At 39.1% G+C, this 12913-nt stretch carries 14 protein-coding genes; 12 read left to right on the forward strand and 2 right to left on the reverse strand.

The genetic code is table 11. From position 1 onward, the window contains the following. Window positions 1-2 precede the first annotated feature (2 nt). The 5 genes from AC1Q6O_RS07620 (at window position 3) to AC1Q6O_RS07640 (ending at window position 4337) form a co-directional block, all read left to right on the forward strand. Complete coding sequence (locus AC1Q6O_RS07620) at window positions 3-761, forward strand: ABC transporter ATP-binding protein (protein WP_008175829.1); 759 nt, start codon at window positions 3-5, stop codon at window positions 759-761. 124 nt (window positions 762-885) lie between these two features. Continuing rightward, window positions 886-1404, forward strand: a complete 519-nt coding sequence (locus AC1Q6O_RS07625) for a sigma-70 family RNA polymerase sigma factor (protein WP_043990017.1) — start codon at window positions 886-888, stop codon at window positions 1402-1404. Next, window positions 1391-2053, forward strand: coding sequence for a TIGR04104 family putative zinc finger protein (locus AC1Q6O_RS07630; RefSeq protein ID WP_171365403.1), 663 nt, complete (start codon window positions 1391-1393; stop codon window positions 2051-2053). The genes AC1Q6O_RS07625 and AC1Q6O_RS07630 overlap by 14 nt, the downstream gene beginning before the upstream one ends. Window positions 2054-2201: 148 nt before the next feature. Further along, window positions 2202-2753 (forward strand): biotin transporter BioY, encoded by a 552-nt coding sequence (locus AC1Q6O_RS07635; protein ID WP_008175833.1) that lies wholly within the window; start codon window positions 2202-2204, stop codon window positions 2751-2753. Window positions 2754-2771: 18 nt separating this feature from the next. Beyond that, window positions 2772-4337 (forward strand): amidohydrolase, encoded by a 1566-nt coding sequence (locus tag AC1Q6O_RS07640; RefSeq protein ID WP_107921864.1) that lies wholly within the window; start codon window positions 2772-2774, stop codon window positions 4335-4337. A 27-nt stretch (window positions 4338-4364) separates the two neighbouring features. Here the strand turns inward: AC1Q6O_RS07640 and AC1Q6O_RS07645 are convergent, their stop codons facing one another. Beyond that, window positions 4365-4574 (reverse strand): hypothetical protein, encoded by a 210-nt coding sequence (locus tag AC1Q6O_RS07645; protein ID WP_089984854.1) that lies wholly within the window; start codon window positions 4572-4574, stop codon window positions 4365-4367. 221 nt (window positions 4575-4795) lie between these two features. Here AC1Q6O_RS07645 and AC1Q6O_RS07650 point away from each other — a divergent pair, with 221 nt between their 5' ends. From AC1Q6O_RS07650 to AC1Q6O_RS07680, 7 genes are all read left to right on the forward strand, one after another. Then, window positions 4796-6568 (forward strand): glycerophosphoryl diester phosphodiesterase membrane domain-containing protein, encoded by a 1773-nt coding sequence (locus tag AC1Q6O_RS07650; protein ID WP_008175836.1) that lies wholly within the window; start codon window positions 4796-4798, stop codon window positions 6566-6568. 118 nt (window positions 6569-6686) lie between these two features. Next, entirely contained in the window at window positions 6687-7637 is a 951-nt protein-coding gene (locus tag AC1Q6O_RS07655) for a stalk domain-containing protein (protein ID WP_008175837.1), read from the forward strand. 109 nt (window positions 7638-7746) lie between these two features. Then, window positions 7747-8280: a cysteine hydrolase family protein gene (locus AC1Q6O_RS07660; RefSeq protein ID WP_008175838.1), complete on the forward strand. Its 534-nt coding sequence runs from the start codon at window positions 7747-7749 to the stop codon at window positions 8278-8280. Next, window positions 8270-8815, forward strand: coding sequence for a GNAT family N-acetyltransferase (locus AC1Q6O_RS07665; protein ID WP_008175839.1), 546 nt, complete (start codon window positions 8270-8272; stop codon window positions 8813-8815). Before AC1Q6O_RS07660 ends, AC1Q6O_RS07665 begins: the two co-directional genes overlap by 11 nt. 22 nt (window positions 8816-8837) lie before the next feature. Next, window positions 8838-9719, forward strand: coding sequence for a DMT family transporter (locus AC1Q6O_RS07670; RefSeq protein WP_342532629.1), 882 nt, complete (start codon window positions 8838-8840; stop codon window positions 9717-9719). Between the two features lie 633 nt (window positions 9720-10352). After that, window positions 10353-10562: a hypothetical protein gene (locus AC1Q6O_RS07675; protein ID WP_008175842.1), complete on the forward strand. Its 210-nt coding sequence runs from the start codon at window positions 10353-10355 to the stop codon at window positions 10560-10562. Window positions 10563-10648: 86 nt separating this feature from the next. Next, entirely contained in the window at window positions 10649-11185 is a 537-nt protein-coding gene (locus tag AC1Q6O_RS07680; RefSeq protein WP_008175843.1) for a GNAT family N-acetyltransferase, read from the forward strand. A gap of 71 nt (window positions 11186-11256) precedes the next feature. Here AC1Q6O_RS07680 and fumC read toward each other — a convergent pair whose 3' ends face one another. Further along, window positions 11257-12648, reverse strand: a complete 1392-nt coding sequence (fumC, locus tag AC1Q6O_RS07685; protein WP_008175844.1) for a class II fumarate hydratase — start codon at window positions 12646-12648, stop codon at window positions 11257-11259. Window positions 12649-12913: the final 265 nt, after the last annotated feature.

Genomic DNA, 12913 nt, shown 5'->3' on the forward strand with positions numbered 1-12913 from the left:
ACATGAAAAAACTTGTGACTGGTGAACAAATAGTCAAGTCATTTCAGGTCGGAACAGAACGACATGAGGTTTTAAAGGCTGTATCCATCGATTTATATGAAGGCGAGTTCGTTTCTATTATGGGTCCCTCAGGTTGCGGCAAATCAACCTTACTGTATGCTCTTAGTGGTATGGATAGCATTGATCATGGTCGGGTTTCTTTTGATGGAGTTGATGTAGCAACACTCCATGACAAGGAGCTAGCCGAGCTCCGCCGAACGCGAATGGGCTTTGTGTTTCAACAGCCAACCTTTCTTAAAAGCTTAAATATCCTTGATAATATAGTATTACCCGCAGTACGTGATCAGCGAAAAAATGTGGATGCATTAACGGAAAAAGCACAAAGCATCATGAAAAAAGTAGGGATTGCAGACTTAGCAAAGCGTGATATTACGCAGGTTTCAGGTGGCCAGCTTCAGCGGGCAGGCATTTGCCGTGCTTTAATTAGTAGTCCATCGATGATTTTTGGTGATGAACCAACAGGCGCATTGAATTCAACGTCTGCTCAGGAAATTATGGATATTCTAGCCTCTATCAATCAAGAAGGTACAACGGTTATGCTTGTGACACATGATCCGAAAATAGCTGCACGAACGGAGCGTATTCTCTTTATGAGTGATGGTTCTATCATCAGTGAATTGCGTTTACCACCATTCATCGGTAAAGATTTGGATGATCGAATGGCAAAAGTTGCAACGACGATGCGAGAAATTGGTATTTAATAGATGAATTCAAAAAATCCGCAACGACTTGGCAGTAGCCGTTGCGGATTTTTTATTTTTTTTAGAAAAAATGAATCGCTTTTGCAATAGCGTCCGTCAGTAGTATAGAAAGTAGGTGAGAGCAATGATGGATATTGAACAAGTGATCGAGGAGCATGGGGATTACTTACTAAAGGTCGCCTATTTATATGTGAAGAATAAAGCGACAGCGGAAGATATTGTGCAGGATGTGTTCATCGCTTTTTATCAAAAGCAGGAGCAGTTTCGCCGGCAAGCATCATTGCGTACATATTTAGTAAAAATGACAGTCAATCGGAGCCATGATTATTTACGGAGCTGGAAAAGTAAACGCCTGACATTATTTGAAAAGATTACGGGCCGCACAACGGCGATTACACCAGAGAAGGAAGTGCTCGAGAAGTCGGTCAAACAAGAGCTGACAGAGGCGTTATTTACGTTATCGGTCGCTTATCGTGAGGTTCTAATTTTGTATTATTTTGAGGAGATGACAACTGTAGAGATTGCACAGCTTGTCCGATGCCCAGAAGCGACAATTCGTACAAGGCTACAACGAGCGCGTAAACAGCTGGCAACAGCAATCGGTGACTTTGATTGGGAGGTGCTACGTCATGAATCAATTTAAAGAAGAGCTATTAAAGGAACTACAAGATATAAAATTCCCTGAGAAGCGTAAACAATTAATCGCAGAAAAGGCTAGACGGAAAGGAAAGCATAAAGTAGGTAATCAATGGACGTACCGCGTCGTACTAGCAACCTTTACTGTATTGGTCATTAGTTTTAGTTATCTTTTGTCAGAGCAGAAGGAACAGCGCTCCACAGGTCACCAAGCAGCAACTATACAGTCCGATGCCTGGAGCTGGTGGACAATATTCAATTCTGATTATGTTCGAGGAATTTTGTTGTTGGGCTTTTTTATCGGTGCTGCTTATATTGTCAAGCGTGTATTACTAAAAAAAGGATATGGACTTCCTATTTGTATAGAATGCGGGGAGAGCTGGTCTGAAAAGGAGGCACGCAAATTGTATCGCAAAAATGGAGAAATTGTGTGCCCTCATTGTGGACAAAAACAGTATCGTACGAAAAAATCCATGCAATTAGGGGGCATGCTTTCAATGCCGATACCACTATTCATTATGTTGCAACATGTGTTCCATAACTACTTCATCGGTTTTATTTTCTTTCTAGTAGGGGTGCTGATTTTTCTTTATCAAGTCGTGCCATATGTCTTTAAGCTACAAGACAAGGATTCTATGAATGAACCTTTATGGTAATAATAATAGCGAAGAGAAATTGCGATAGTTATCTAGCAATTTCTTTTTTTTACACCAAAATACATTGACAAGCGTTTTCATTTGCTTTATCTTTGTGTTAACTTATTTTTATTATTAGTTAACGTATAGCAAAGGGAGGCTTTTTACATTGAAAAAAGGAAGTACATATCAATATGTGTTAGCGGCATTTGGAGCAGCGATTATTGCTGTTTTGGCACAGGTGACCATTCCACTACCTCTAATTCCAATTACAGGACAAACTTTAGCAGTCGGCATTGTCGTGACTATTTTAGGGACAAGATTAGGAACATTATCTGTTCTATTATATATTTTACTAGGAGCAGCTGGTTTACCAGTGTTTAGTGGAATGTCTGGAGGTCTAGGGATTTTAGTTGGTCCGACAGGGGGATATATTGTAGGATTCCTTGCCACAGCGATTATTATGGGCTTATACTTAGATAAATTTGGTATTACATTTACCCAAGCGATTATTGCAAATATCATCGGCATGATTATTACGTTATCATTTGGTACGGTATGGTTAAAAATCGTAGCAGATTATACATGGACAGCAGCCTTCTTGGGTGGTACTGCACCATTTATAGTAGTAGGGATTGTCAAAGCGGTAATGGCGGCATGGATTGGTGTGATTGTCCGTCGCCGCTTAGAAAGAGCACATTTAATTGAAGCAATAGCATAGGACATAGGGGGAATTGTTTTGGCAACATTATGGACAGGTGGAAAGATTTACACGATGGCTCAGGTTGGTGAAACAGTAGAAGCAGTCCTTGAAGAAGATGGGAAAATTGTGGCGACAGGCTCAGTGGAGAGCTTGTCGCCATTAGCTACTTCTACTCGACATTTACAAGGCAATGTCATGTATCCAGGCTTTGTAGATAGTCATTTACATATTATTGGTTACGGGGAAAAATTAAAGCATATTGATGTATCGGCTATTACGAGTAAAGAGGCGTTACTTGAAAAGCTTCAAGAGCGTATGTCCAAGGCATCCCCCAAAGAATGGGTCATAGCGATTGGATTAAATGAAAACCAATTTGAAGAGCCCATTTTCCCAACTTTAGCAGAGCTGGATGCGCTTGGTGAAGCCTATTTAATCATCAAGCGTAGCTGTCACCATTTAATTTTAGCTAATTCTAAGGCACTTGCTTTTGCAGGGATTACCAATGCTACACCTTCACCAGAGGGGGGGATCGTTGAAAAAATAGATGGTCAGCTCACGGGCGTATTAAAGGATGCGGCTTTATATTTAGTGGTCAATCAGATGCCCCATATTACACCTGTATATATAGAGGATGCTTTAGTGAAAGCGGTTGCCTCATTACAAGCATATGGTTTAGTGGGAGGTCATTCGGAAGATTTAAGCTATTACGGACCGCCAAGCCAACCCATTCAAGCCTACCGTAAAATAGTGGAATCTCAGCAATCTTTCAAAGTTCATTTATTGCAGCATCATACCGTATTTAAGGAGGTAGAAAAGTTGGATACTACTTCCTCGCCTTTCTTGGAGTTCGGTGCCATGAAAATCTTTATTGATGGAGCCTTTGGCGGAAGAACGGCAGCACTACGTCAACCATACAATGATGATCCAGACAATACAGGAATGCTTATTCATACGACAGAGCAATTAACGAAGTATGTGCAGCTAGCTCGTCAATATGGACAAACTGTCGCCGTCCATGCAATCGGAGATTTAGCCATCGAACTGATTTTAGATGTTTTTACGGCACATCCACCACAGGCTGGTCAGCTTGATCGGGTAATCCATTGTAGCTTGGTCGATGAGGGCATATTAACTAAACTAGCTGAATTGCCTGTTGCTATCGATATGCAGCCGCAATTTGTACAGGGGGAGTATGACGCCGAGCTATTAAAGCTTGGAGAGGAGCGCGCTCAAGGCTTACATCCTTTAAAGTCACTTCTTGACCGTGGACTTGTGGTGGCTGGTGGTAGTGACGCGCCGATTGAAGTACCGAATCCATTAATCGGAATCTATGCTGCTGTCACAAGATGTAATGTGGGAGAAAAACATGATGGCTATAATCCTAAGGAGAAAATTTCTCGTTTCGAAGCGGTCCATTTGTATACAGGGGGAGCGGCTGAAATCATTGGACAGCAGCACAGTCGTGGTAAAATTGCAGAAGGCTATACAGCCGATTTTACGATTTTAAAAGAGGATATTTTCACTGTGGCTATAGAGCAACTACCTCACATTGAAGTATTTTGTACTGTGGTAGATGGTAAGATTGTATATGAAAATCGCTGAAGGGTAACCTTGCAGCGATTTTTTTAGTTATTTCCTATTTGTAAAATTATTTACTTGGTGTTCTAAGCTTGTCACTCGTTTTGTTAAGTCCTCTACTTGCTGTTGCATGGTTGGTGGAGGAGGCACAGGTATTGTTGCTTTCATTTTTTTGATCATACGAATCATGCCGAAAAAGATAGCTAAAAACAGGCATAGAAGAACCGTTGTACTAATCATATCGCCAATGTCGAATTTCATGTTTGCGCTCCTTTCGCTACGGGGTATCTAGTTATATACAGGATAGCTTCGAGAAAAGTTTCAAGAAAATGGAGAACGTCACGATAAATACACAAATCTTTTCTCTCCAAGCTGCATAGGATACTTGAACATATTGCTATTTTATTGCTTTGAGTACTGTGCCGTGGCGGTCAAAACATACGTTAGAAGAGAGCGATTTTAACTGTAACAGGGGTGATTATGTGCACAAGGCAGGACAAGTAATGCGACAGGCTGTTTATAATATTTATATATATCGATTTGACTATGTACAGGTTTTCGCATTAATTAGAATCTTTCAGTTTTTATTAATGATCCCTGTAAGCTCTACGATGTTAAAGCTCATGCTCAGAGTAACAGGATATACACATATTACCGAGCAAAATTGGCAAAGCTTTGTGGCCCATCCCTTTGTCATTATGATGATTTGTCTATTAATCTTGTTGTTCTTATTATTTGTTTATTATGAAATGGGCTTTTTATTTTTAATGGCCTTTCATCAACAAAGAGGAATGCGCTATCGATTTTTTTCTATATGGCAACAACTGAATCGTAAGGTTGTTTATTTTTTTAGTGTCCAAGTACTATTTTTAATCGTCTATCTTGCTCTATTAATGCCACTCGCTTCTTTCATGCTACCACTCACCTTAACCCAATCCATCTCACTTCCACATTTTTTAACAGAAGAAATCATGAGTAGTCGAACAGGTAGGTTAGCATATACCGCAGTGGCAAGTATTTTAGTAATGATCGGCATTCGGAGTATTTTAACGTTACCTATTTTTACGATCCAGCCAAACATTTCTATTTTACGTTCATTCAAGCAAAGCTGGCGATTTTCCAAAAGAGGTTTATTGGAGCTTTTAGCCTTATTGGTCATGCTTTTAACAGGGCATCTATTCGTCATGCTCAGTATAACGGTAATTAGCACGGTTCCACTTTATTTAATGGAACGCTTGCTACCAAATGCCGCATTGGTGACAGCGGGGTTAACGCTCGCCTTTTTAGAAATGGTCTTTGTGGTGCTCTTTAGTTTATTACAGGCTATGTTTTCACAAGTCATGGTTGCCATTACTTACAATACACCGGTTATAGGGAAAATCAACAAATCGGGTAAGCATAGGAAACGACGTTATAAACCTTTACTGCTCATTAGCTTTGTTGTGTTTGTAGTATTAAGTATGATCAATATCAATTCTTTAGAGAAAAGTGTCTATGCACCCGATACAAAAATTATTGCCCATCGAGGCTATGTGGCTGGCAATGTTGAAAATACGATTAGCGGGCTAGTGAGCGCGGCTAATGCCGGTGCAGACCTCATTGAAATTGATATTCAGCAAACAGTGGATGGTGAATTTGTCGTATTCCATGACCGTACATTGCGGCGATTGGCAGGTAAAAACGGGGTCATTGCTAATATGACCTTAAGTGAATTAAAAACGTTAACGATTCATCAAAATGGCTATAGTGATAAAATTGCCTCTTTAGAGGATTGTATCGAAATTGCTAAAGCTTTAGATGTTGCGTTACTCATTGAGTTAAAGGTACATGGCAAGGAAACGGAAGATGTGTTACCCAAATTAGTGGAAAAGCTACGAAAATACAAGGTCCTGGATTCGTATTATGTGCAATCTACAGATGGACAGAAAATGACCCAATTAAAAAAATTAGTACCGAATCTAAGAGTGGGTATTGTCTACGCGCTTAATATCGGTCCAATGGAAGAAGGTGTGGATTTCATTGCCTTAGAGGAGTCATGGGTAACAGAGCAGCTTATTGAGGAGCTGAAGCAGAACCCGATGGATTTATTCGTGTGGACGCTGAATGATGACCGTTCGTTACAAACCTTTATCGAGAAAAATGTGAGCGGCGTCATTACCGATCATCCTGATGTTGCCCACGATTTAAGGACAAAACAAAGCGAACATCAATACTTCTTGCAACGCATCCTAAACCGATTGAAATTTATATTTTAATAAGGAATGTGATACCTGTATAATGACTGCTTTCAAAAAAATTTGGTCATATTGTAACCTTTTTCATATGAGGACGACTACTTCTATGAATTCGTGAAATGAAGGAGATGCTTTTTGTATGAAAATGAAGAAGGTCGTACCATTTGCTATGACAGCATTATTAGTAGGGAGCGCAATGGGCGTTCCAACTGCATCAGCGAGCGAGGTTGAGGCTGTTGTGAATACTTCAGAAACTAACGAGCAACAAGCTCAGCCAGTTTTTGTTAAAGTAACTGGAAAAGTTGAAAACGTTGATGTCCGTGACAACGCAACCTACTATACGGTGGTAGAAGGTGAACAGACGAATATTGTGGTTGTCGATAAAGATTCATTAGTATTCGACAATATGGGGAAAGAAGTGAAGCTTCAAAAAGGGGATAAGGTGTCAGCTTACTCTTATGCGAAAAAGCCTATGCTTGCTATTTATCCACCACAGTATAACCCAGAAGTAATTATTGTAGAAAAAGATAATATGGGCAGTGTGGAAGTCGATTACTTCGATAAAAACTTAATCGATACTGACAATTATTTGAAATTAAATGTGGGGGAAGATACAAAAATTGAAAGTGTTTCTGGCAAAGAGCTAAAAGCTAGTGATTTAGAAGAGCAGCACTTAGTAGTGTTCTATACAATCGCAACAATGAGTATTCCTGCCCAAACACCACCTTCAAAGGTTATCGTGTTAGATAATATTGAGAAGGAAGAGCCAGTTGAAGTGGACCCAGTGCCAACGCCTGAACCAACACCAGATAATGGAGCCATTGAAGAGATTATTCAAAAAGATTTTTATGAAGTAGAAGGGACAAAAATGGTTCCTCTACGATTAATCGTAGAAAAGCTTGGCTTTGAAGTAGAAGTAACGCCTAAAGGTGCAATTATTTCTAAAGGTGCTGTTTCCTACACAATTACTCGTGGTCAAAAAGAATATGGCTATAATAAAGCGATTCGCCAATTTGACGTAGCACCTGCTTTATTAGAGAGTGGTAAAACATATGTGCCGGTTGAGTTTGTTGAAGAATTAATGAAATAAAGAGGTTGAAGTATCTAGCAAATCGCTAGGTACTTCTTTTTTTATATTTTCTTCCAATAAAAAATTCAGTACAATAATTAAGAAAAAGTCGCAAATAAAGGAGAATCCTATGAAACAAGCTCTAATCATTATCGATATACAAGAAGCCTTCTTTTTAGACAGCCAACAGAATCTATGGAATGACGAAATGGTCATCAACAATATTAATTCGTTAATTGCATGGGCGCGCCACAATGAAGTACCTATTATTTTTATTCAGCATACTGATGCCGAGGATGTAGACTTCGCTTACGGTCAGCCTGGATGGGAGCTATATCATGGTCTTCATCAACAAGCGGAGGATAAGGTGATTCAAAAACCAACATGGGATGCCTTTTTTCAAACTGAGCTTGCCCAATACTTGCAGGAGCAACATATTGAGCAATTAATATTTGCTGGTGCACAAACGGAGTTTTGCCTTGATACAACGATTCGTAGTGCTTTCAGTCATGGCTATCATCACAATATTTTAGTGGAGGATGCCCACAGTACATTATCTAATGATGTTCTTGCAGCACCACAAATCATTCAGCACCATGAATGTATCTGGCACAATCGATTTGTACGAATTCAGCCAGTTGCGGAGTTCCAGCATGCTGATTAACAAAAAAAACTATCAATATAAAGAGTTGTGCTATACGGTCCGTTGTGCCGAACCGGACGATGCCCAAGCCTTGTCAGATTTACGTTTACAATTAGATGGTGAAACGGAAAACTTTGACCGAGCACAAGGGGAGGGGTTCATTGATCGAGTAGGATTCGAGCAGCTCATTTCCAATGACCTAGCAAGCCCTAAAAATCTATGTTTAGTAGCAGTCGTTGATGATCAACTTGTAGGATACTCAAGATGTGAGGGTTCTACATTGATAAGGCTTGCCCATAAGGTTATTTTTGGTGTCGGTGTCAGGAAGGATTTTTGGGGCTATGGCATTGGTAAAGCCCTGATGCAAGTATCGATCGACTGGGCAGATGCTAATGGTATTCAGAAAATGGCATTAGAAGTGTTAGAATCCAATGATAAGGCCGTTCAGCTCTATCAAAAATGTGGCTTTGAGGTAGAAGGTATTTTAAAACATGATAAGCGCCTCTCAGATGGACAATACTATCACACTATCATGATGGGCAGATGGAAGGTATAGGGAAGTTGAAGGAATTTACAGTATGACGAATTTTATGTATATATTTTGTTTAATCGTTTGGGGTCTTAACTTTATTGCTGTAAAAATACAAGGGACCCCCGTTAGTTTAGAATTATCGTTAACCTATCGTTTAGTCATAACAGCTCTATTATTTTTAATACTTGCATGGTTCATGAAACCACAGGGGAAACCACAAAAGCAGGATATTCCTTTTATCATTGTTTTTGGAGTTTGTAATTTTGCATTCAGTTATTTATGTTTGTATTACGCGACGATGCTCAGCTCGGCAGCCATGGTCACGTTAATTTTTTCATTAAAAGTAATATTAACGCCTATTGCTTTACGAATTTTTCTGAAAGAGCCGTTACATCGTCGTGTTCTTCTTGGCGGTATTTTAGGCGTTATGGGAGTGGGTGTATTAATCTATCCAACTTTACATAGTTTTTCTGGATTAGCTGATTTCAAAGGGATTCTGATTGCGTTTTTAGGAACGCTACTGACAGCAATCGGTGATGCTAGTTCTGCCAGAAATGCGAAGCGCCAAATTGACCCGATTTATGCCAATGCGATTGGCTTTGCTGTTGGTAGTGTGGTCATGTGTGGAATTGTTTGGATGGAAGGACAAAAAATGACGATTCCGACATCCATTACTTATTTATCGGCATTGCTGTATTTAACAGTTATTGCCTCGTTTCTGGCCTGGCTATTTTATTTAAAGCTAGTCGAAAGGATTGGAGGAGCAAAAAGTGGCTATATGGTCGCATTATTTCCTGTTATTGGAGGCATTGCCTCTGTTCTGATTGGTGAATCTACAGTAAGCATTTATTTGATCGTGGGCTGTCTATCCAGTTGTATCGGAGCGGCGATTGCCTTAGGGTTTAAAATTAAGCCTATTTTACGATGAACGAAAACCCTTATCTTTTCATAAACTAGATAAGAACGTTTGAAAAGGGTGAGGGAGTTGGCATTCGTTCCGAGAAGCAGAGAAAAAGATCAGGATCATTGGGATATCGATCGTTGGGAAAATGATGGTGGCAGCAGTATAGGGGGAAAGGGGAGGCATATTTGTCTCCCTAAAAATAGTTGAAACCTTTTTCATCTCTGTTCGTATGAATTAGTAGAAACAGATTAGATTTGAAAAGGGAGAACTGAAATTTTTGAGCCATTGAACAAAACGATTACTTTTAATTATTTACTTGATTGTTATTGCGGATGCGTATTACACAACATTGTATATGGAACCCAAAACACCACCGCAACATCAAACGATCAAAGCAACGGCTATTACCGTGAACATATTACGGTAGCAAGCCAAATAAAAAGAAACGGACAACTCGTCGTTTCAAACCGATGACCATTCAGCCATTTCAAAAGAAAATACTGGACGAAATGGTCATGTTCATAAAGAGTTTAGTCGTACGTCCATCAATACTTATATTTTTACGATATCAACAGCTTCGTTGCTGACGCCCTGTCCACTGACAGGGTTTTTTTATGATAAGCATCAAAATGGCATGAACCAAGGGGGGAAAAGGACATGACGAAAATTTATTTGATGACCATTACTAAAGGAAATGATGAGCAGGATTACGAGCAACAGATGAACGAAAAAATATTTGAGAGAAAGTCAGACCTAAAAGAGTATTTAAACAAAGAAGGCTATTTGAAAGAATCCACCTATCAATATGTGAAAATAACGGAAGAGTCTATATTTGTTGCTGAAATTCAAAAAATTAAACTTAAATAATAGTGTTACTAAAAAATAAATGAAGCAATTTTCGCTCTATTCATATAAAATATGGAAGATATAACATACTTGAAAGAGGTGGCCACATGTTCCCTACTTTAAATACTGATCGATTAGTATTACGAGAAATTACAGAAAATGACGCACAAGCTATTTTAAATTGCTTTTCTAACCCTGACGTATTACGTCATTACGGTCAAAATCCATTAACTAGTTTAGAGCAAGTTAAACAAATCATTAATCGCTTTTCAAAAAACTATGAGGAACAACAAGGTATTAAATGGGGGATAGAACTAAAGGGGAGAGAAGGCCTAATAGGTACTATTGGATTTCAAGAATGGTCAACAGAGCATAAGAAAGCTGAAATCAGTTATGCCCTTTTCCCTGACAGCTGGGGAAAAGGCTATGCACGAGAGGCATTGGACCAAGTGATTTCGTTTGGCTTTCAAGAGATGGCGTTATTGCGGATAGGAGCCATCGTTTTCACAGAAAATGATGCTTCTAACAAGCTATTAACAAAAGTAGGCTTCGAAAAAGAAGGCTTACTAAAGAAATATATGCATCAAAATAATGTGCCATATGATACATATATTTATTCTCTAATCAATATTGAAAAATCATAATCAACGTTCATGAAAAATAAAAGGATTGGGGACATAACCCCAATCCTTTTACCTATTTTGTTACACTTAAATCATTTCACGTTCGGATAAATCATTGTAGCTGGATCTACATATTCATCGAATTGTTCTTCTGTAAGCAGACCACTTGCGATAGCTGCTGCTTTTAACGTCGTGCCTTCTTTATGAGCTTTTTTCGCAATTTTTGCTGCGTTTTCATAGCCGATATATGGATTTAATGCTGTTACAAGCATTAATGAGTTTTGTAAGTTATGATCAAGCACTTCTTTATTTGGCTCAATGCCAATTGCACAATGGTCATTAAATGATTTCATTGTATCTGCTAATAGGCGAGTTGATTGTAAGAAGTTATAAATAATTACTGGCTTAAAGACGTTTAGTTCAAAATTCCCTTGAGATGCTGCGAAAGCAATCGTCGCGTCATTACCTACTACTTGTGTAACTACCATTGTCATCGCTTCACTTTGGGTAGGGTTTACTTTACCAGGCATGATAGAAGAGCCTGGTTCATTTTCTGGAATTGTGATTTCACCAATCCCTGAGCGAGGCCCACTTGCAAGCCAACGAACGTCATTAGCAATTTTCATTAAATCAGCCGCTAAAGCTTTAAGAGCACCATGCGCAACAACGGCTTCATCATGGCTTGTTAAGGCATGGAATTTATTCGCAGCAGAGGTGAATGGTTTACCTGTTAGCTCACTAATTTCCGCTGCAACACGATCCCCAAATTCTGGGTGAGCATTGATACCAGTACCAACCGCTGTTCCACCAATCGCAAGCTCTTTCATATAGTCGATATTTTGAAGAATCATGTGCTCTGATTTTGCCAGCATGGCTGCCCAGCCACTAATTTCCTGACCTAATGTAAGAGGTGTTGCATCCTGTAAATGCGTACGGCCAATTTTTATAATATCTTTAAATTGAGCTGCTTTGTCTTCCAAAGTCGATTTTAATAAACGAAGTCGTGGTAATAAGTAATCTTCCACTTTTAAAACTGCCGCAATATGCAATGCAGTAGGGAATGTATCATTCGAGCTTTGTGATTTATTGACATCATCATTTGGATGAATGCGGTCTGCCTCGCCAGCATCCTGTAATAGTTGGTTCGCACGGTGTGCAATGACCTCATTAACGTTCATGTTTGATTGTGTACCACTACCAGTTTGCCAAACAACTAATGGGAATTGATCGTCCCATTGTCCATTTAAAACTTCATCTGCAGCCTGTACGATTGCATTCGCTTTAATAGCTGAAAGCTTATCTAGTTTGTTGTTCGCGATTGCTGCACTTTTCTTTAAAATAGCCATGGCCTGCACAAGCTCAATTGGCATATGTTCCGTACCAATTTGGAAATTTTCTTTACTGCGCTGTGTTTGCGCACCCCAAATTTTATCAGCAGGTACTTTAATTTCACCCATAGTGTCTTTTTCAATACGATAATCCATGTCAAACAGCTCCTTTAGTATGTAAAAATCCTCCATATATACAGATAAAAACGGATACTCTTAGTCTGATGTAAGAATATCCGTTTGATACATGCTTATTCAAAAAAGAGGGGGATTCTGAAATAAGCAATTTGGAGAAAAGAAATAATCTATTGATAATGATAATTGTTATCAATTAAAATGTCAACCAATTTCTTTGAAGAAATAATGAGGTGAGAATAATTCGCAATAGTAGTATGAATATTCCCGAATTTGGTGGAAATAA

It is taken from the genome of Lysinibacillus sp. GW823-FHT06C08 (assembly GCF_058795135.1).